Below are 21,941 nucleotides of genomic sequence, written 5' to 3' on the forward strand. Positions count from 1 at the left end.
ATTGAATGAAAACAAGGGCAATGGAGAGCCAAGTTTCCAAGGATGTTCACTCCTTTACTTTGAAAAATAGTAATTAAAAAGGAGGAACCGCAATGAGAGGAAAAAAGTCGTGCTTGAAGCCTACCGTAAACACGTCGAAGAGCGTGCTGCCGAAGGAGTTGTTCCTAAACCGCTAGACGCTGAACAAGTTGCTGGACTTGTTGAACTTCTGAAAAATCCCCCACAAGGTGAAGAAGCCTTTATTCTTGACCTACTAGAGAACCGTATCCCACCGGGTGTAGATGAAGCTGCTTATGTAAAAGCGGGTTTCCTAACGGCGGTAGCAAAAGGTGAAGTGGAATCACCATTAGTAAGCCGTGAAAAAGCGGCTGAGTTACTAGGTACGATGCAAGGCGGTTACAACATCGCGCCTCTAGTTGAATTCCTAGATGATGACCTACTGGCACCAATCTCAGTTAAAGCGTTATCTCATACCCTACTGATGTTTGATGCTTTCTATGATGTTGAAGAGAAAGCCAAAGCTGGCAACGCATTCGCGCAACAAGTCCTGCAATCATGGGCAGACGCAGAATGGTTCACATCGAAGAAGAAAGTCGCGGAACAGATTACTGTTAAAGTATTTAAAGTTACTGGTGAAACCAACACTGATGACTTGTCTCCAGCACCAGATGCTTGGTCTCGTCCTGATATCCCAGTACACGCAAAAGCGATGCTGAAGATGGAACGTGATGGCATCGTGCCAGATCAACCAGGCAGCGTTGGTCCTATTAATCAGATTGAAGAGCTACAAAAAGATGGCATCCCACTAGCCTACGTGGGTGATGTTGTTGGTACTGGCTCTTCTCGTAAGTCAGCGACTAACTCAGTGCTTTGGTTTATGGGTGAAGATATCCCATACGTACCAAACAAGCGCACTGGTGGTATCTGTTTAGGCGGTAAGATTGCTCCTATCTTCTACAACACAATGGAAGACTCTGGCGCACTCCCAATCGAACTAGACGTACAGAACATGAACATGGGTGATGTCATTGATATCTTCCCATACGAAGGCGTTGTACGTAAAAACGGTGAAGAGATCTCTAGCTTTGAACTGAGCAAAGTACTGCTTGATGAAGTTCGTGCTGGTGGTCGTATTCCACTTATCATTGGTCGTGGCCTAACAAGCCGTGCTCGTGCATCACTGGGCCTAGAAGAAACAGACCTGTTTGCTAAGCCAGTTGATCCTTCAGAATCTGACAAAGGTTACACACTAGCTCAGAAGATGGTAGGTAAGGCATGTGGCGTTGAAGGTGTACGCGCAGGCCAATACTGTGAGCCTAAGATGACCACAGTTGGCTCTCAAGATACAACCGGTCCTATGACTCGTGATGAGCTAAAAGACCTTGCGTGTCTGGGCTTCTCAGCTGATCTTGTGATGCAGTCATTCTGTCACACGTCTGCGTATCCAAAACCAGTCGATGTAAACACGCACCATACTCTACCTGACTTCATCATGAACCGTGGCGGTGTATCACTTCGTCCGGGTGATGGTGTAATCCACTCATGGCTAAACCGTATGCTTCTGCCTGATACTGTAGGTACAGGTGGTGACTCGCATACTCGTTTCCCGCTAGGTATTTCATTCCCAGCAGGCTCCGGTCTTGTTGCATTCGCTGCAGCGACAGGTGTTATGCCACTGGATATGCCAGAGTCAATTTTGGTGCGCTTTAAAGGTGAAATGCAGCCAGGTATCACACTACGTGACCTTGTGCATGCGATTCCTTACTACGCAATTCAACAAGGTCTATTGACGGTTGAGAAAGCAGGTAAGATTAACGAGTTCTCTGGTCGCGTACTAGAAATCGAAGGTGTTGAGCACCTAACGGTTGAGCAGGCATTCGAATTATCAGATGCGTCAGCAGAGCGTTCAGCGGCAGGTTGTACAGTTAAGCTATCTCAAGAGTCTATCGAGGAATACTTAAACTCAAACATCACCATGCTTAAGTGGATGATCTCGGAAGGTTACGGCGACCGTCGTACTATTGAGCGTCGTATCACTGCGATGGAAGAGTGGTTGGCTAACCCAGAGTTGATGGAAGCGGATGCAGACGCGGAATACGCGCACATCATCGAAATCGACCTAGCGGATATTCACGAACCAATTCTATGTGCACCAAACGATCCAGATGACGCGCGTCTTCTGTCTGAAGTGCAAGGCACACAGATTGATGAAGTATTCATCGGTTCTTGTATGACTAACATTGGTCACTTCCGTGCAGCAGGTAAACTGCTAGAGCAATTCGGTGGTCAACTAGATACTCGTCTATGGGTAGCGCCACCAACGAAGATGGACCGCGATCAACTTACGGAAGAAGGTTACTACGGTATTTACGGCCGCGCAGGTGTTCGTATTGAAACTCCTGGGTGTTCGCTATGTATGGGTAACCAAGCACGTGTAGCAGACAAAGCAACAGTAATGTCGACTTCAACGCGTAACTTCCCGAACCGTCTAGGTACAGGTGCAAATGTATACCTTGCTTCAGCTGAGCTAGCGGCGGTTGGTGCAATTCTAGGTAAGATTCCAACGAAGGAAGAGTACTTGGAATACGCGAAGCAAATCGATGCGACAGCTGCAGATACTTACCGTTACTTGAACTTCCACAAGATGGATGAGTACACCAAGAAAGCGGCAGAGGTTATCTTCCAAGAGCCAGCATAATTTTAGCGAGCTTTGCTAATACTTGATTAAGCGCCCACCATTTGGTGGGCGCTTTTTTCTTTGCAGAAAGCTGCGCTCTAGGAATCGGGAGGTAAGCGCTGGAATATTAAAGATAAACGTAAGGGCTCAAAACACGTTGATAATATTTGCCCCTCAAAAGAAAAAATGAAACCGTGTCCCGTGTCCCGTGTCCCGTGTCCCGTGTCCCGTGTCCCGTGTCCCGTGTCCCGCTTCTCCCATCTCAAATCTCCCTGTATACTCCGCACCAAATTGATACGAAAAGGCGATCACGATGGAGTTTGAATTCATCCGCAACACATTGATGGGCGAATACTATGTCAAATGCAGCATGGGGCATGAGATTGTAGGTCGTTGGTTGCAAGAAGAAATTGGTAAAGACCCAGCGAAAATTGCGCAAGTTGAAGCTGTAATTGATCAGGCATTTTCTTCGCCATCTCAAGAGCATAGATTAACTGGTGCAGAGATCAGTTTGATGATCCACGGTGATGAGGTGCTAGTGCAAGAAAACGCACTGGGCCATGAGTATGAAGTGGAAATGGAAAGCGAGTTTGACTTCTACGATGCAGAGAGTACAGCAAGTTGTGGTATTGAGGACTTTTGTACCCTGATAGAGCAATGGAAAGACTTTTTGAACATTTAATGCACAGTTTTGGGTAGTTGAAGTGGGATTGCCTTATATTTGTGAAAAGGGCGCACCGATATGGTGCGCCCTTTTTGTTTATAAGATTGTTATTTTTACTAAGTTCATATAAATCAATGAGATAAAAAGTTGGCACGCCGCTTGGATTATTAAAAGTGTTTCAGGATGAAAGCTGCGGAGAAGATTCAATGAAAATCATTAATGCCATTATAAAACCTTTTAAGTTAGACGATGTACGTGAAGCATTGGCTGATGTCGGTATTGAAGGGATGACAGTATCAGAGGTTAAAGGTTTTGGTCGTCAGAAAGGCCACACGGAGCTATACCGTGGCGCCGAGTATCAAGTCGACTTTCTACCAAAAGTAAAACTAGAAATCGCAACACATGCAGACAATGTGGAGCGCGTGGTAGAAGCCATCACTAAAGCCGCTCAAACCGGCAAGATTGGTGACGGTAAGATTTTTGTCTACGACCTAAATCAAGCAGTACGTATTCGTACTGGTGAAATGGACGCAGAAGCACTTTAAGAATTCAAGGGATTGGAGAATTATCATGGAATTAACAACAACAGTAACTGAATTACGTTACGCACTCGACACCTTTTTCTTCCTCATTTCCGGTGCGTTGGTAATGTGGATGGCTGCAGGCTTTGCCATGCTAGAAGCGGGCTTAGTTCGCTCTAAAAACACAACAGAAATTCTAACTAAAAACATTTGTCTTTACGCGATCGCTTGTACCATGTTCCTATTGGTTGGCTACAACATTATGTATGTCGATAACGGTGAAGGCGGTTGGTTGCCATCATTTGGTGCGCTAATCGGCACACAGGCTGAAGGAGCCGACCACTCTCTAGAGTCGGATTTCTTCTTCCAAGTCGTATTCGTAGCAACAGCAATGTCGGTAGTATCTGGCGCGGTTGCAGAGCGCATGAAGCTTTGGTCTTTCCTAATCTTCTCAGCGGTACTGACGGCATTTATCTACCCAATGGAAGGTTACTGGACTTGGGGTGGTGGCTTCCTATCAGAAGCTGGCTTTAGTGACTTCGCAGGCTCAGGTATCGTTCATATGGCGGGTGCAGCAGCAGCTCTTGCAGGTGTATTACTTCTGGGTGCTCGTAAAGGTAAATACGGTAAAAACGGCGAAATCTACCCAATTCCTGGTTCAAACATGCCTCTAGCAACATTGGGTACCTTTATCCTTTGGTTTGGTTGGTTCGGCTTCAATGGCGGTTCTCAGCTGATGGTATCTGATTTTGAAAACGCAACAGCGGTAGGCCAAATCTTCCTTAATACAAACGCTGCAGCGGCAGCAGGTGCAATCGCGGCACTACTAGTATGTAAAACGACTTGGGGCAAAGCAGACCTGACTATGATTCTGAACGGTGCGTTAGCTGGTCTTGTTGCTATCACGGCTGACCCTCTATCTCCATCACCGCTTTATGCTGTGGCGATTGGTGCGGTATCAGGTGCGCTAGTAGTATTCAGCATCATTGGCTTGGATAAGATTAAGATTGATGATCCAGTAGGTGCAATTTCAGTGCACGGTGTGTGTGGTTTCTTCGGTCTTATGGTTGTACCACTAAGCAACGGTGATGCAACGTTTGGTGCACAGCTTCTAGGTGCGGCTGTTATCTTTGCTTGGGTGTTCGGTGCAAGCCTAGTGGTATGGGCTATCTTGAAAGCAACCATTGGCATTCGAGTATCGGAAGACGAAGAGCTAGAAGGGATGGATATGCACGACTGTGGTGTCGGCGCTTACCCAGAATTCGTAACTGTGAAATAATCGACATATCGAAACAATTAGTTACAAAGTAAACAGTCAATAACCTGCTCGAAAGAGCAGGTTTTTTTGTGCAGCATCATTGTTTTCTTATTGAACATGCATATAATAACGCAACTGATAAACGTTATCATTAGCATGGTAAAGGATTAAACAATGAAAAAACTGCTAACTCTTTCAGCGATTACTTGCGCTACTCTGGCTCCAACAGCAATGGCTGCTGAAGAAGTGAACGTCTACTCTTACCGTCAACCTTTCCTAGTTGAACCAATGTTCAACGAGTTCACTAAAGAAACTGGCATTAAAGTAAACGTGAAGTTTGCCAAAAAAGGCCTAGCAGAGAAGTTGGCTCAAGAAGGCGAATACAGCCCAGCTGACGTAATCCTTACTACAGATATCAGCCGTCTTGCTGAACTGACTAACAAAGGTCTAGTTCAAAAGGTAGACAGCAAAATCATCGAAGAAAACGTACCAGCACAGTACCAAGACAAAGAAAACGAGTGGTTTGCTCTGACTCTACGTACTCGTAACGTTTACTCTTCACGTGACCGTGTTGGCAAACTAGGTAACGACTTCAACTACGCAGATCTAGCGAAGCCAGAATTCAAAGGCAAAATCTGTACTCGTAGCGGTAAGCACCCTTATAACGTATCTCTAGTGTCTTCTATGATCGCACACCACGGTGAAGCAGAGACAAAAGAATGGCTAGAAGGCGTAAAAGCGAACCTAGCTCGCAAGCCTCAAGGTAACGACCGTGCTCAAGTTAAAGCAATCAAAGAAGGTCTATGTGACGTTTCTCTAGGTAACAGCTATTACCTAGGTAAGATGGTTAACGACAAAGAGCAAAAAGCTTGGGCTGATGCGGTATACATCAACTTCCCTAACCAAGAGACAACAGGTACGCACGTAAACATCTCTGGTATGGCGATGGCGAAATTCTCTCCAAACAAAGACAACGCTGTGAAGCTGATGGAATTCCTAACGGGTGACAAAGCGCAGCAAATGTACGCAGAAGTAAACTACGAGTACCCAGTGAAGGAAGGCGTTAAGCGTTCTGAACTTGTGGAATCTTGGGGTGACTTCAAAGCAGATACGATTTCTCTAGATGACATTGCTTCTCACCACGAAGCGGCAATTAAGCTACTAGATGAAGTGAAATTTGACCTTTAATTCCATGTGGGGGTATAACTATACCCCCATTTGATTAAAGGATATGAGATGTATTTGCAGCCGCATTTGTATTTCATACAGCCTTGCAGTATTTAGGCAATGAAGAATAAACATTCTCTATGGAAAACCAGTAGTGGGGTGATTACCCTGTTACTGGTTTTGCCGATCTTAGCGATCTTCTATACCGCCATTGGCGAGACGGATGACCTGTTCACACACTTGATGTCGACGGTCATGCCTACCTACATCTATAACACCGTAGTTCTGACTGCTGGTGTGATGCTCCTTTCTTTAATTCTCGGTATTCCAAGTGCTTGGTTTATGGCGATGTGTAAATTGCCAACTGAGAAGTGGCTGCAGTGGGCATTAGTTCTGCCGCTCGCGATGCCGGGTTATATCATTGGTTACATTTTTACGGATTGGTTTGATTTTGCTGGGCCGATTCAAATCTTCTTGCGTGATATAACCGGATGGGGACCGGGCGAATATTGGTTCCCAGATATCCGTACTTTGAGCGGTGCAACTTTCGTTCTTTCTCTTGTTCTTTACCCATATGTTTACTTGCTTTGTCGAGCGGCATTTATGGAGCAGAACGTTTCTTTGCTACAAAGTGCACGCTTATTGAAGTGTTCTCCTTGGGAAAGTTTTTGGCGCATCTCTTTACCCCTTGTAAGGCCTTCTATCGCTGTTGGCCTGTCTCTGGTTGCAATGGAAACCATTGGTGACTTCGGCACCGTCAGCTATTTTGCAGTGAACACCCTTACTACGGCGGTTTACGATACTTGGCTAGGCTACTCGAACCTAAATGCAGCCGCGAAGATCTCTGCAATGATGTTGATGATCGTGGTGCTATTACTGAGCGCAGAGCGCTATAGCCGCCGCAAGCAAAAGCTATTTCAAAGCCAGTTTAACAGTCATGAAGACTTCCGCTATGAACTTCAAGGTTGGCGAAAATGGGGCGCGTTGATTTGGTGTTGGGGGTTGGTTGCTATTGCGTTCATCTTCCCATTGCTACAGTTAATTGATTACGCGATTACTTACTTTGCACAAAGTTGGACACCGGAGTTTCGTGAATATGCATGGAACAGTTTGGTGGTGTCAGTCGTGGCTGCCATCATCGGTGTTGCGATTGCTTTGACTGTGAATTTCAGCCAACGCGTTAATGGCAGTCGTTCAAGTTTAGCTTTCATGCGTCTGTCTTCGTTGGGTTATGCCGTCCCTGGTACGGTGCTGGCTATCGGTGTGATGGTTGCAGTGCTATTTATGGATCACCGTGTTAACGATATTGCTAAAGCGATGGAATGGGGCAGACCTGGGCTTATTTTCTCTGGCTCTATGTTTGCGCTGATTTTCGCGATGGTGGTGCGCTTCTCCGCTGTGGCGATTGGTAGTGTCGAAAGTAACTTAAATAAGATCTCTCCGTCACTGGATATGGCTTCCCGTACCATGGGCTGTACGCCTAATACCATGCTTTGGCGAGTGCACTTCCCTCTGGTTAAGCGTGGTGCCCTAATTGCTGGTTTGTTGGTGTTTATTGAGTCGATGAAAGAGCTCAATGCTGCACTACTACTGCGACCATTTAACTTTGAAACCTTGGCGACGTATGTGTACAACTTCGCCTCGGACGAGCATTTGGAACTTGCTGCTCTACCAGCAGTATTACTGGTCCTTGTTGGGTTAATCCCGCTTGTTGTTGTTAACCGTTCACTGGAGCAAAATCACTGATGAGCTGCGCACTATCCATTAAAAACCTAACTTGTCAGTATGACGATCAGACCGTCCTTGAATCGCTTTCTTTAGAAGTGGAACAAGGGCAGATCGTGTGCTTGCTTGGCGCGAGTGGTTGCGGTAAGACAACGCTTTTGAAAGCCATTGCAGGCCTGCTTCCTCTGAGTTCAGGTCAAATGAGTTTGAACTGCCTGACTATTGATGACGGCGAAAACTGGTTACCACCAGAGCAGCGTAATATTGGTATGATCTTCCAAGACTACGCCTTATTTCCGCACCTGACCGTGGCAGAAAACATTGCTTTTGGCTTGAAAAATGAAACGGCGCAGCAAAAGCTCCTCAAAGTAGAAGAAATGCTCGGCTTGGTTCACCTTAAAGGTTACGGTGATCGTTATCCTCACCAACTTTCTGGTGGTCAGCAGCAGCGCGTGGCGATTGCCCGTTCACTGGCTTACAAACCGGATCTTCTGTTGTTGGATGAACCATTTTCCAATATCGACACTCAAGTTCGTCATGAACTGATCCGTGAAATTCGCAAGATCTTTAAAGAGCAAGGCGTAACCGCGATTTTCGTTACTCACAGTCGTGAAGAAGCGTTTGCTTTTGCCGATAAGATGGCAGTCATGAATCATGGTGTGATCGAACAGTATGGCACGGCATCGGAACTTTACTACCAACCTTCAAGTAAGTTTGTCGCAGACTTCTTAGGTGGTGGTAGTTACCTTGCTGCGAAGCGCATTTCTGACAGTGAATTTGAAACTCATCTCGGTGTGGTGGAAGCTAATGCTCAGCAAGAAATCCAAGTGGATGCTGAATGTGCATTACTGTTACGTCCTCAACATGTTCAAATCGCGGCGGATGAAGAGAGTGCAGTAAAAGTACTTGAGCAGCACTTTATGGGTGACCACTGCCGCTACGTGATTGATGTCAATGGTGACCGACTGTTAGCAACTTCAACTCAAGCGTTGAATGTTGGTGATAGTGTGACGGTAAAAGTGGAAACGCAAGGCGTGCTAGCTTTCGCCTAATTTGGTTGCCCCAATAGAAAAGGCCCGGCGTTAATGCCGGGCAAGTGTTCTTCACCTATAGGTAATGTGCTCGAAGCGGGCACAAGGTGTCAGTTATAGAGACAAGAAGTCTTTAAACTGTTGAAGAACACGTTCTGCAGTGTCTTTATCTTGCATCTCTGCAAAAATTCGTAGTAATGGTTCAGTACCTGAGAAGCGAGCGATGATCCAACCGCCGTTCTTGAAGTAGACTTTCGCACCATCTTCGTAGCTGACTTTTTCGATTTCAAACTCAAACTCAGGCAACTGCTTCTCAACATAAATCTTGTTGAACAGTACTTCTTTTTGCGCCGGTTTGAATTTGCAATCGCCTTCCGCCATGTAGGCATAACCGTACTTGCCGTAGATCTCATCCAGCAACTCGGACAGCTTTTTGCCAGTTACTGAAATCATTTCTACCAATAGGCTTGATGCGAATACGCCGTCTTTACCTTTGATGTGGCCGCGAATAGTTAGGCCGCCAGAGCTTTCACCGCCAATCAGTGAATCGTCAGCTTCCATTTGAGAACTGATGTGCTTAAAGCCTACCGGAACCTCAAAGCATTTCTCGCCGTGATCTTCTGCAACTTTATCCAACAGGTGAGTGGTTGCGATGTTACGTACCACTGAGCCTGTCCAGCCTTTGTATTCAAGTAGGTAGTAGTAAAGCAGCAGTAGTACTTCATTTGGATGAATGAAGTTACCTTTCTCGTCGATAATACCAAGACGGTCTGCGTCGCCATCGGTACCGATACCGATATCATAGCCTTCTTGTTCCACTAGGTGCATCAAGCGGTAAAGGGTTGCAGCACTTGGTGATGGCATTAAGCCACCGAAATCTGGGTTTTTGCCGTCGTTGATCACGTCGACTTCACAACGGCCGTTGATCAGCACGGTTTGTAGCGCGTTTTTCGCAACACCAAACATAGGGTCGATCAACACGCGTAGATTCGCTTTTTTGATCGCTTCGATGTCGATAAAGTCGATGATTGAGTCAACAAACTCGTTCATTGGGTTAATGATTTGAATCAGCTTGTCTTCAACCGCTTGCTCAAAATCGACGCTTTTAACATCTTGCGCAGTTAGCGTAGCGATTTGTGATTCAATTTTTTGGGTGATGATTTCATCTGCGTCACGACCGCCTTCAATGAAGACTTTAATACCGTTGTAATCGGCTGGGTTGTGCGATGCGGTAATACATGCAGAGTACGCGCAGCCCATTTCCTTCGCTTTAAACATTACGATAGGCGTTGGGACAAACTTGTCGATAAAGCTAACCACAATACCGTTTGCTGCTAATACTTCTGCAAACCAGCGACCAGCTTTATCAGAAAGAAAACGACGGTCATAGCCGATGACAAAGCCGCGATCAGCAGCGGATTCGTTGTTGGTAATGTTTGCTACTGCTTGAGCCACTGAGCGTACATTATCTTTGGTGAACTCCTCACCAATAAATGCACGCCAACCGCCTGTACCAAATTTGATCATGATTCGATCCTCGATAAGAGCGGCATCCCACCGCCTCTTAAATCTTTGCTAGCGAACCGATGCACTCATCAATCTCAAGTGCATCGGATAAATCAAAAGGGGAGAAGAACTCCCCTAAAGATGATTAACCTAGAGTAACGATAACTTCGTTTACTGAACCTTCCGCTTGAACTGGTACAGATGCACCATTTACTGCTTCACCGTTCACAGTAATTGACTTAACGCCTTTGCTTACTGAGTCTGGGTTAACCACTTTGATGTTGTACGTTGCGCCTAACCATTGGCGAGTCACTTCGAAACCTGGCCAGTTTCTTGGGATACATGGATCGATAGTCAGACCATCGAAGCCTGTACGCACACCAAGGATAAAGTTGGTAACCGCGAAGTAAGCCCAGCCAGATGTACCTGTTAACCATGGGTGGTTTGCACGACCGTGATCTTGGTGGTCACGACCCATGATGAACTGCACGTATGAGTAAGGTTCTGCAATACGTTTTTCGATGATGTCGTTCTGGTTGTATGGGTTTAGTGCATCGTAGAATTTCATTGCACGGTCACCACGACCCAGTTTCGCTTCAGCAACCCAAGCCCATGGGTTTGGATGCGAGAAGATTGCACCGTTCTCTTTTACGCCTTGGTAAACGCGAGTTACGAAGCCGATGTCATCATTTGGTGTTGCAAAAGATGGTGAGTTTAGGTGAAGGCCGTATTCAGAGAAGAGGTTCTCATCGACTGCGTCCATCGCTTTTTCACCGCGCTCTTGAGATACCGCACCAGAAAGTACCGCAAGCGTGTTTGACTCTAGGTGTACTCGACCTTCTGCTTGTTGCGCAGTACCGATCTTGTCGCCATTCTTCGTCAGACCGCGGATGTACCAACCGCCTTCGTCGTCCCAAAGGTGTGTTTCACACGCTTCACGCACGTTTGCTGCCATTTCCGTGTATTTTTCAACGTCGGCTTCTTTACCTAGGTATTTCGCTAGGTCGATGAACTCTTGCAGTGCCCAGAAGTGTAGGAACGACACCATTGAAGATTCACCACCACCTAGGTTTAGACAGTCGTTCCAGTCTGCACGCAGACCTTTACAGATACCGGTTTGACCCACGTACTCCGCAGAGAAGTCTAGCGCTGCTTTCATGTGGTCATAAACGCTCGCATCACCGCCATCTGCGTAAGGGATCACTTCGTCGAAGAAGCTATGCTCACCGGTTTCCATTACGTACTTACAGATGGTTGGTACTAGCCATAGGTGGTCATCAGAACACGTGTCTTCGATGCCGTGAATCTTGTCTTCATCAGAAGGTGTTGGAACTACGGTTGGAGATTTAGATGGTTTAACATCTGCTTTCTCTGGATCGAACCAATCTGGATCGAATAGGTGTAGACCGTAACCCGCTTTCACTTGGCCGCGTAGCAGGTCAACGATACGTTTACGCGTCATTGCAGGGTTAGCATGAGGAACTGAGATCGCATCTTGCGCTGTATCGCGGTAACCAAGACCAGTACGACCACCAACTTCGATGAATGAAGCAAAACGAGACCACACCACACAAGTTTCCGCTTGGTACAGTGTCCAAGCGTTGATCATGGTGTCTAGACCTTCGTTTGGCGATTTCACTTGGAACTTGCCACAACGCTCATCCCAGTGTGCTTTGATGCCTGCAAATGCGTTGTCGACTTCTGCAAGGTCTTGGTATTTAGCACGTAGACGCTCACCGTTGCCTTTACCGATACCTAGAATGTAAGCAAAACGAACTTCTTCACCCGGTTGGATAGTGAATTGCTTGTGCAGAGAGCCACAGTGGTTGTAACACGTTTGTGCTGTGTTGAAACACTTACCTTGTTCTACCGCTAGCGGTTTGCTTCGTCACGGTATAGACCCAGGAAGCTGTCACGTTGACCGTCGTACGAATCTGGGTCAAACGTTGAAGCTAGGTAGTAGAAACCTTCGAAATCGTTGGTGTTGTAGTACAGGTCGTACTCAATCACACCTTCGTTGTATGACGTACCAGCAGAGTACAGAGACATCTGATGGTTTTGGTTATCAGATTGAATGTGGCTGAATGAGAACTCAACAAATGAGAATGCGCTGATCGTACGTGGCTTATCTGAGGTGTTTTTAATCACTACATCCCAGATTTCAGCGTCTTCGCCTTTTGGCACGAACAGTGTTTTTGTTGCGGTAATACCGCTGTATTCACATTTGAACTTAGAGTAAGACAAACCGTGGCGAACTTCGTAGTTTGCTTCGTCAAGGCTTTTCGCAACTGGTTGCCAAGAGATTGACCAGTAATCACCTGTCTCATCATCACGTAGGTAAACGTAGTGTCCTGGGCGATCGAATGTCGCATTTGGACGGAATTTAGTAACACGGTTGTATTCTGGAGAGTTGTAGAACGAGTAGCCACCCGCGTTGTGCGAGATAACCGTACAGAACTTCTCAGTACCTAGGTAGTTTGTCCATGGTGCTGGTACGTCAGGGCGAGTGATGACGTACTCGCGATTCTCGTTATCGAAATAGCCGTATTTCATTTGTGTATTTCCTTTTTACTAAGCTGCGCCTGCAGCCAAAAATTTAAAAACTCTTTAAGCGTGATGCGTTGGCATCTGGCTTGGTATTACTTCCACGGTTTGCGGTAATTCACTCCCTGCAAGTCGAGCAGAGGAAGGTGACCTTTCAAACGTGATAAATAGTCGGTCCAATCGCGGTGTTGTTTTTCAGTCCAACATGCTTCTGCCATGGCAGTCAGGCGAGGGAAAATCATGTAGTCCATGCGCGATGGGTTGTTGATGATTTCGCACCATAGAGCGGTTTGAATGCCCCAAATGCGTTTTCTGATTGGGTCGTCAGCAGGGACTTCTGCTAACGGCTCGTAGTTGTAAGCTTTTTCTAGTGGCAGTGGATTTGCCCAGTCCACGCCCGGTTCTTCAGGTGCGTAGTCTTGGGTCATATCTAGGTAAGTGGTTTGTGCGGGTTGCAGCACTACATCGAAGCCTTGGCGAGCACAGTGCAATGCCGCTTCTTCGCTTAGCCATGAGTAGATCACCGTATCTTTGCTGACTTTGTTGCCGTGTTGAGCTTCTTCCCAACCCAGCATACGTTTACCCAGTTTGCGCAGTTTGTCTTCAGCATGACGTAGGAAGTGGCCTTGCAGTTCTTTGTTATCGGTGTAACCCAACTTCTCCATAAACGCTTGGCAAGCGGGACTTTTCGACCAGACTCCATTAGGCACTTCGTCTGCACCAATGTGAACATATGGGGCAGGGAAGAGCGCTGCGATTTCTTCAAGTACCTTGTCTATAAACTCGTAGCTACCCGGCAGAGCAGGGTTGATGACGTTGTCGTTGTAGTGCTGAATACTGCGATACTCAGTGGTGTCTTCTGCTTCAACCAATAGGTGTGGCAGAGCCTTGATTGCCGCGCGGCAATGACCAGGAACATCAATTTCAGGAATGATGGTGATGCCGCGTTGCGCTGCAAATTCGATAACGTCTTTGATTTCTTCTTGCGTATAGAAGCCGCCGTAGCGTTGAGATAAATGGGTGTATTGCGGTTCGATGGTGTCATCAATACCGCGCCATGCACCAATATCCGTAAGCTGAGGCAGAGATTTGATCTCGATGCGCCAGCCTTCATCATCAGTGAGATGCCAATGGAACGTGTTGAACTTGTAATGCGCCAACAAGTTGATCAGACGTTTTACTTCCTCAACTGAATGGAAATGGCGAGCACAGTCCAGCATCATGCCGCGGTAGCGAAAACGAGGGCTGTCTTTAATAGAGCAACACACCACGTCCATGGTATTGGTCGTTTCGTCTCGTTTTAGAAGTTGCAATAAGGTCGCGCAAGCATGAGTAAAACCTGACGAAGAGCCAGCTTCGATCTTGATCGACTCTTCAGAGACTTTTAGCTTGTAGGTGCCTTCATCCAAGGTTGGATTACTTTTGAACAGGATTTTTCCGCTGTTTGAAGAAGGTAGCTCAAATTGATAGATTCGCTTCAACTCATCCTGTAACCACGATTTGGCAGAAGTGGCTAAGTCGGTATAAATCGCGACACCAGCTTGCTCATCAAAGGTAAAAGAGTGATCGCTAACTTCAATATGATTTGGCTTAGGCAGTAAAGGTTGAGCATGTGTCAAGCTTGCAGGAATCTCACTGCGTTCACGATACGGTGAAGCGAGAACGATAGGAGTGACATCCACTTGTGCACGTTGAGGAGTACCATCAACCACAAAGTCGATCATCGCTTCGTTAAAGCCATCCGAGTAATAACGGAATGGGTTGGAGCCAATACTAAATTCACAGTAATAGTGGTGGTTGGCTGCCAGTACCATGCCCTCAGGCTTGAGCGTACAAAAGCTACCAACTTGAGTCAGGTGGCCATTTGAAACGCTATCAGGAAGGATGTAGCGATCAAAAGCAAAAGTTAAGCTCCAGCTGTTTAGGTCTTGGTCACTCAAGTTATGAAAGGTGAGTCCGAAGCGGCAGTTTTGTTTTTGCTCAGAAAGGACCACTAAATCAACACGGTATTCCATCTTCACTCCTACTCGACACTCACTGAGTAAAGGTTATGCTCTGGTTTGCCAGCAAACATAATGGCTCCTTCAATCGCATCAAACTGAGGCTCTACCACCCATTGTTGGACCGGTGGAGATAACCAATGCAAGATTCGCTCGGCAATGCTACCCATCAAACAAATACGAGTTGCACCGCGCTTATTCAAAGCCACTAAAAACATCTCAATATCCGCTGCGGTTTGCTTAAGCATTTCTATTGCCAACACGTCACCTTGTTCTGCATGTTGGAAAATAGCAGGAGAAAATTGACCGTAATCGCGAGGCAAAGCCTGTTTAGACCACGCCACCACGTTGTCGACGTCATTTTCAAAATGATTCATGACGTGTGCGGCTAGAGGTGTTTTTTCACGGATGCCATCTTCTGCTAGTAATACTTGTTGGATCAGACGCAGCCCCATGACTGCACCGCCACCTTGATCTGAGATTGGGAATTCACGCCCACCGACGACATGTTGCTCAAGGCCTTTAAGGAAAATGCCGCAAGAACCGGTTCCTGCAATCATGATTGCGCCATCTTCACCATTGTGTGCGCCGATACAAGCACCGTATGCGTCAGTGTTGAGTGTCATACTGGCAAAAGGATGTTCTAAAGCCATGAATGCTTGCCAAGAAGTTTTATGTTCAGCCCCCGCAAGCGCTAAACCTACGTGCATTGAGGCAAAGTCTTGTTGAGTTAGGCCGCCTTGCTGTGCTGCTGAAGCAATAGATTCTAGAATCGATGCCATTGCGACTTCTGCTCCCAACATAATGTTGGCACTGCCACTTTTTGCTTCGCCGATGAAGTTGCCTTGTGCGTCTTTGATACGAGCGCGACATGAGGTGCCGCCGCCATCAATACCTACAAAATACATCCCCATGTTTATTGCTCCTTCAATGCTTGATTGGTTGCTAAAGTTGAGATGTGCTGAGCCTGACTCATTACGGCGAGTAGGTACCAAGCACCATGTGGGATCCATTGTTCTCCCCAGCGCCAGTTTTGAAGCATGTCGTCTTTTTGTGCTGGTGGATTAAATGCAATGTCTTCCTCATCTTCGAAACCGCCAGTGATGCCGTTACACACGCCACCTTTTGCGTTGAAGAAACCATATTGAGGAAGGTAATCAGGGTTATTGCGGCCATGACCGTCCAACATACACATGTCGTACGGGTTTAGACCCACAATCCAGTTGATAGAATCTTGTGCAAGTTTAGAAAGCTGTTGTTTTAGAATTTCTGACTCGATAAAAGGTTGTGCTAAATACGCCATGGTTGCCAGTGAACCTAAACGAGCATTCTCACCTTGCCACCAATAACCGGACTCGTTGTTGTGCGCCACGAAAAATGCGTCACGTTTGGCTTCATCCACACCTTTTACATATTGGCGAGGGTAGCCAAATGGGTTCTTCACTTTGTTGGTGATAGAAACTTCAAATTCACAAGCGTTATTGATGGTTTGTTTTACTGATGATGCGCGCTCAGAGTCGTCTTCAATCGACAAGTACTCACATAGTGCGATAACAGGAAGCCCCGCTTCGGCTGCATGGAAGTACGGTCGACTGCCATCTTGGTTCGCAGTCCAGAAGTGTTGAATGTGTTCATCACTTGTTTGACGAGCTGAAAGACGTTTTGCCCACAAGCGGCTTTCCTCTAGGTAGCGTGCTTCTTTCGTTGTTTTGAATAGCTCGACAGCGGCAAGCAGTGCGCAGTATTCATCGATGATGTTCTCTTCACCATCGTTTAGATATTGGGTGTTGTGTTCTTTTAGATGCCAATAGCCATTTTCTGCCGCATTGCGATATTTTTGTTGGTCGAACTCACCGTGGAAGTCTAGGCGTGCTGCTGATGCTAATGCCGCAATGCTAACGCCGGCTCCTTGTCGGTAACCAGCTTGGTAGTCATCAAACTTATGACCAAGTTGAGTTTCGTAGGCGCAGATTTCACGTTGAGCTGTATCTTTACTCCACTTGTCGAACACCGTCATGTAGAAAAAGCCTTTTTCGTTTTGCATACGGACAAGGAAATCAGCGCCGAATAGTGCTTCTTCAATGAGACGAGTTGCTGTGAATTTAGCCAGTTTCTCGTTGCCTTGGAGCAGAGACAAACCTTTCAACATATTCCAAACCACCATAGGGGTTTGTTGAGGGTTGAGGTAATTGGCATAGGACAAGTGGCTTAGGTATTTGCTGACGTCACCTGATGCGTCATACCAACCGCCATGAACATCCGCCATCTCGTTAGAGTTAAGTAGTGGTGCTTGACGATCTTGTTGATCGAAAATACCGCCACAGCGTTGCGATTTAAAATAGTGGATCACATCGGATAGAGTGTGATCGAGAAGAATGTGTTCGCCGATCTCAAAGTGAGATGAGCGTAAATGATCGAAACGAAGATAGTAGTGACCTGGAGTATTAAATGAAGAAAAGTCGATCAGGTAGAAATGACCTTGATGCCAGTTCGCTACTTTGCCTTGCTTCTCTACGGTTAGGGTGGCAACCGTCTGATGACTATTGGCGCAAACCAATAAAGCCGTATAAGAAGACAGGCGTGATCGGCTCGTCTGGATGATCGCTTTTTTAGGGCCCAGACGCTCATAACCAATATGGTTAGTCAGTAGCAGCATTCAATTTCTCCGGGAAACAATAAAATATAAAGGGAAAAAGGGGTCAGGTTGATGCCTGACCCTCGTTATGATTAATCTTCGAATAAGTAACAACGAACAAAGTGGTTATCGGACAGTTGCGTCACACCAGGCAGTCGCTCGCGACATTTTTCTGTGGCATGAACACAGCGCCCAGCGAATGGACAGCCCACGGATTCTGGTGTCCACAGCGGGATTTCACCTTTGTTGCCTTTCAGTTTCTCGTGGATTGACTTCGATGGATCTGGCACTGCTGAAACCAGTAGCTGCGTGTACGGGTGTTGAGGATCATGAATGATTTCCTCTGTATCACCCCATTCAACCATGTGGCCCACGTACATAACCGCGAGATCTTCAGCGATGTAGCGCGCTGTTGCGATGTCGTGAGTGATATAAAGCAGAGACATTTGCTTCTCAAACTTCATCTCTTCCATCAGGTTAAGAACACCGGCACGAATTGAAACGTCGAGCATTGACGTTGGTTCGTCAGCCAGAACAACTTCTGCGCCGACCGCAATGTTACGAGCCAAGTTCACACGTTGGCGCTGACCACCAGAAAGCTGGTGTGGGAACTTTTGCGCGGTCTCTTTTGGCGGAATCAGACCAACTTGTTCTAGTAGGTCGTACACTCGCTCTTCCAGTTCCTTCTTGTTGCCCGGTGAAACCTTCTTGTGGATCAACAGTGGGCGAGCAATATGGTGGAAGATGTTGTGTGTTGGGTTTAGCGAGCCAAACGGGTCTTGCCATACCATTTGCACGCCTTCGCGGTAAGTCATCAAATCGTGACGAGAGGTGATGTCTTGGATATCACGACCTTTGTACTCGATGATGCCATCCGTTGGTGCGTACATTTTCGCAATCATTTTTGCGGTAGTAGATTTACCTGAACCAGATTCACCTACTACTGACAAACCGCGGCTTTTGTACATTTTGAAAGATACGTCGTTGATTGCACGCATCTTAGATTGCTTGATTGAGTTACTGTTTAAAGGGAAGTCCTTAACGACATTTTTACCTTCAATCAGCAGTTCGCCGAATTGTTTGCTCATAATTCTCTCCAGTGTAATTTTCTTCTTAGCTAGCGTTATTTTTTGTTGTTAAACCTTAGCTTGAGCAATGGTGTCGCCGTACAAGTGGCAGTTTGAGAGACGACCAGGTTCAATTTGACGTAGCTGAGTCGGTACTCGTGTACAAGCTTCGTGAACGCGGTCACAGCGAGCTTGGAAGCGGCAGCCTTGTGGAACTTCTAGTAAGTTCAGAGGGTTGCCCGGAATACCAGTTAATTTGGTCTTAGGACCAGTTAGTGGAGGGAAAGAGCTACCCAAACCTTTGGTGTAAGGGTGGTAAGGACTTTCCAAAATTTGCTTAGAAGGTGCAACTTCAATTAGCTCACCCGAGTACATGATGCCGATGCGGTCAGAGAACTCGACCATCAATGACAAGTCATGGGTGATGAACAGAATCGAGAAGCCAAATTCTTCTTTAAGCGCGTAAATCTTTTGCAGAATTTCACGTTGAACCACCACGTCTAGCGCTGTAGTAGGTTCATCCATGATGATCATTTTCGGGTTCAGAGCCAAAGCGATAGCGATAACCAGACGCTGACGCATACCACCAGAGAACTGGTGCGGGTAATCGCTCAAACGGCTAGGGTGGATATCTACGATTTCCAATAGACCTTCTGCACGTACTTTGGCTTGAGCGCGAGTCATGTTGGTATGACGCATGATTACGTCACAGAACTGCTCTTCCATCGTCAGTACTGGGTTCAAAGCGTTCATCGCACTTTGGAATACCATCGACATTTCGCTCCAGCGAAACGACTGCATACGCTCATCGCTGTATTTGAGGATATCTTCACCATTGAAAATAACCTCACCACCGGTGATAAACGCTGGCGGCTTATGAAGGCGCATTAGCGAGAATGCAACGGTTGATTTACCACAGCCTGATTCACCAGCTAGGCCAAATACTTCGCCTGGTGCAATGTCGAAGCTGACGTTGTTACAAGCGCGGACATCGCCCGCGTCTGTAATGTAGTCCACGCATAGGTTACGGATAGAAATTAGTGGTGCAGTCATGATTATTTATCTCCGCTCCATAGTGCATTTTGTGGTGCCAATTCTGGCTCACGTTCTTTCTTGTCTTGTTCTGCCATTTTCTTCCAGCGCTTCATACCTTTGTGAGAACGAAGCTGCGGGTTGGCAATTTCATCGACTGCGAAGTTCAGTAGAGCAAGGCCAGTCACCAGTAGAGTCAGTGCAATACAAGGAGCTAGTACTTCCCACCATGCGCCGATAAGCATCGCTGATGAAGTCTGTACGTTGTACAGCATGATGCCCCAGCTGATAGTGTTTGCATCGCCTAGACCTAGGAACGAAATTACCGCTTCTGTGTTAATTGCTAGCATTACTGAACCGATGAAGCTTGCGCCTACGATTGGGATAAGGTTTGGCAAAATCTCAACGAAGATGATACGCATGGATGATTCACCAAGAACCTCTGCGGCTTTAACGAATTCTTTTTCTCGTAGTGCCATGGTTTGAGCTCGCACAACACGTGCACCCCAAGCCCAGGAGGTCCCGGCGATAATCAATGCAATGGTGAGCGGTCCTGCCTCCCCGATAAACGCAGCGAGTACGAACAGTAGTGGTAACTGTGGGATAACCAGCATGATGTTCATTGCAGCACTCAGTACGTCATCGACACGGCCGCCGAAGTAACCTGCTGAGATACCAATGACTGTTGCTAAGAAACACACGATAACACCCGCACCAAAACCCACACCCAGCGATACTCGAGCGCCGTAAGCAACTTGAGACCAGATGTCACGACCCATACGAGATGTACCTAGAACGTGGTCTGCCTTTTTCGACATAAGCAGCGTACGACGATCATCTGCTAGGTTTTTTGCAACCCAGCCATCAGGGTTGTTTTGTGCTTGTTTTACAACAAAGCCAGGGTATTCGTGTGGGTTACCAGTACGTTTGTCTGGCGCGTGTTGAGTAATCAAAGGTGCAGCTACTGCCACAAAGATGAATACTGAGATAATTGCCAAACCAACACGTGCGAACGCGTTACCTAAAATCAGTTTAAATAGTTCTTTCATGATTATTTGCCTCCCTTACGTAGGCGAGGGTCTAGAATCATGTACAGCATGTCAGCCATTAGGTTGAAGCACAGCATGAACATCGTCATGATGATTAACTGACCTTGAAGTACTTGGTAGTCACGTGCGTGAATTGCGTTTAGAAGAACCGTACCTAGACCTGGGTAGTTGAAGATCATCTCGATGATTAGCTGACCACCGATTGCCATACCTAGAGACATTGAAAGTGCGGTTACACTTGGTAAAAGTGCGTTACGAGCTGCGTAGTTGAATACTACTCGGTTTTCGCTCAGACCCTTACCTTTTGCCATTGTGATGTAATCTTCAGCAAGAAGGTTGATCATGTTGTTACGCATGTTTACTAGGAAGCCACCAATCTGAACAATCGTCGCACAGAACAATGGAAGAATAGCGTGGTAACCCACGTCTTTTAGGAACTCCCAGCTTGTCCAATCTGGCACAGTACCCGGGGTGTAGGCGTAGCCTGATGGGAACCACTTAAGACCGATGGCAAAGATGAACAGCGCTAGCATCGCGATAACCATTTGTGGAATCGCTTGAATGATCAGTGTGCCCGGTGTTACGAATGCATCGTATCGGCTACCACGTTTCCAAGCTGCGAAGATACCTAGTACAGAAGCAATCGAGAATGATAGTACAACTGCAGTACCTGCTAGGAACAATGACCAACCGAATGCGCCACCTAGTAGAGAGTTAACTGAAAGCGGGTAGAACTGGATAGAAGTACCTAGCTCCCAGCTTAGAATGTTTTTGATGTACGACAGGTACTGAATGTAGATTGGACCATCTACGAAACCCAGCAGTTCTTTCATTGCTGCGATTCGCTCTGGCGTTACCTGTACTGATGCGTTAGCAAACATCATGGTAACTGGGTCACCAGGCATTGCTCGCGGAATAATGAAGTTTAACGTCGCTGCAACCAAGAGCGCGACAAGATAGAACGACAAACGTCTTAAAAAATAACCCATAACTCACACCTTACTCACCCAGATTTTTTCCCTGTTTCTGGTTTCAGGTCGCTCCTAGCGAAATTTAGAGCGAAAA

Annotated in this window: 15 protein-coding genes and 1 pseudogene; 7 read left to right on the forward strand and 9 right to left on the reverse strand. The window is 46.6% G+C overall.

Translation table 11 applies throughout. From position 1 onward, the window contains the following. Window positions 1-109 precede the first annotated feature (109 nt). From acnB to KHO06_RS04010, 7 genes are all read left to right on the forward strand, one after another. Window positions 110-2,698, forward strand: a complete 2,589-nt coding sequence (gene acnB / locus KHO06_RS03980) for a bifunctional aconitate hydratase 2/2-methylisocitrate dehydratase (RefSeq protein ID WP_038885755.1) — start codon at window positions 110-112, stop codon at window positions 2,696-2,698. Between the two features lie 292 nt (window positions 2,699-2,990). Continuing rightward, window positions 2,991-3,359, forward strand: coding sequence for a YacL family protein (locus tag KHO06_RS03985; RefSeq protein ID WP_212582126.1), 369 nt, complete (start codon window positions 2,991-2,993; stop codon window positions 3,357-3,359). Between the two features lie 188 nt (window positions 3,360-3,547). Continuing rightward, window positions 3,548-3,886 (forward strand): P-II family nitrogen regulator, encoded by a 339-nt coding sequence (locus KHO06_RS03990; RefSeq protein ID WP_005439398.1) that lies wholly within the window; start codon window positions 3,548-3,550, stop codon window positions 3,884-3,886. A 25-nt stretch (window positions 3,887-3,911) separates the two neighbouring features. Beyond that, window positions 3,912-5,141 carry an ammonium transporter gene (locus KHO06_RS03995; RefSeq protein WP_045395328.1) on the forward strand — a complete coding sequence of 410 codons (1,230 nt, stop codon included), beginning with the start codon at window positions 3,912-3,914 and terminating at the stop codon, window positions 5,139-5,141. 153 nt (window positions 5,142-5,294) lie between these two features. Further along, entirely contained in the window at window positions 5,295-6,308 is a 1,014-nt protein-coding gene (locus tag KHO06_RS04000) for a Fe(3+) ABC transporter substrate-binding protein (protein ID WP_005446300.1), read from the forward strand. Window positions 6,309-6,407: 99 nt separating this feature from the next. Further along, entirely contained in the window at window positions 6,408-8,033 is a 1,626-nt protein-coding gene (locus KHO06_RS04005; protein WP_212582127.1) for an iron ABC transporter permease, read from the forward strand. Beyond that, window positions 8,033-9,064 (forward strand): ABC transporter ATP-binding protein, encoded by a 1,032-nt coding sequence (locus KHO06_RS04010; RefSeq protein WP_005425293.1) that lies wholly within the window; start codon window positions 8,033-8,035, stop codon window positions 9,062-9,064. The genes KHO06_RS04005 and KHO06_RS04010 overlap by 1 nt, the downstream gene beginning before the upstream one ends. 93 nt (window positions 9,065-9,157) lie before the next feature. Here KHO06_RS04010 and KHO06_RS04015 read toward each other — a convergent pair whose 3' ends face one another. From KHO06_RS04015 to KHO06_RS04055, 9 genes and pseudogenes are all read right to left on the reverse strand, one after another. Beyond that, window positions 9,158-10,570 (reverse strand): phosphoglucomutase/phosphomannomutase family protein, encoded by a 1,413-nt coding sequence (locus KHO06_RS04015; protein WP_212582128.1) that lies wholly within the window; start codon window positions 10,568-10,570, stop codon window positions 9,158-9,160. 124 nt (window positions 10,571-10,694) lie between these two features. After that, window positions 10,695-13,102, reverse strand: a pseudogene (locus tag KHO06_RS04020) (N,N'-diacetylchitobiose phosphorylase). Between the two features lie 86 nt (window positions 13,103-13,188). After that, complete coding sequence (locus KHO06_RS04025; RefSeq protein ID WP_212582129.1) at window positions 13,189-15,108, reverse strand: family 20 glycosylhydrolase; 1,920 nt, start codon at window positions 15,106-15,108, stop codon at window positions 13,189-13,191. 8 nt (window positions 15,109-15,116) lie between these two features. Beyond that, window positions 15,117-16,007 carry an N-acetylglucosamine kinase gene (locus tag KHO06_RS04030; protein WP_005531763.1) on the reverse strand — a complete coding sequence of 297 codons (891 nt, stop codon included), beginning with the start codon at window positions 16,005-16,007 and terminating at the stop codon, window positions 15,117-15,119. A 2-nt stretch (window positions 16,008-16,009) separates the two neighbouring features. After that, the gene (locus KHO06_RS04035; protein ID WP_212582130.1) at window positions 16,010-17,749 is read right to left on the reverse strand and encodes a glycoside hydrolase family 9 protein; all 1,740 of its coding nucleotides are present in this window, start codon (window positions 17,747-17,749) and stop codon (window positions 16,010-16,012) included. 71 nt (window positions 17,750-17,820) lie between these two features. Further along, window positions 17,821-18,816, reverse strand: a complete 996-nt coding sequence (locus KHO06_RS04040) for an ABC transporter ATP-binding protein (RefSeq protein ID WP_012128843.1) — start codon at window positions 18,814-18,816, stop codon at window positions 17,821-17,823. Window positions 18,817-18,864: 48 nt separating this feature from the next. Continuing rightward, entirely contained in the window at window positions 18,865-19,848 is a 984-nt protein-coding gene (locus KHO06_RS04045; RefSeq protein WP_005425284.1) for an ABC transporter ATP-binding protein, read from the reverse strand. A gap of 2 nt (window positions 19,849-19,850) precedes the next feature. Next, window positions 19,851-20,876, reverse strand: coding sequence for an ABC transporter permease (locus KHO06_RS04050; RefSeq protein WP_212582131.1), 1,026 nt, complete (start codon window positions 20,874-20,876; stop codon window positions 19,851-19,853). 2 nt (window positions 20,877-20,878) lie between these two features. Next, window positions 20,879-21,865, reverse strand: a complete 987-nt coding sequence (locus KHO06_RS04055) for an ABC transporter permease (RefSeq protein ID WP_005425282.1) — start codon at window positions 21,863-21,865, stop codon at window positions 20,879-20,881. Window positions 21,866-21,941: the final 76 nt, after the last annotated feature.

The sequence above is a fragment of the Vibrio sp. B1FIG11 genome (genome assembly GCF_905175335.1).
In the GTDB taxonomy this organism is placed as follows: Bacteria; Pseudomonadota; Gammaproteobacteria; order Enterobacterales; family Vibrionaceae; genus Vibrio; species Vibrio campbellii.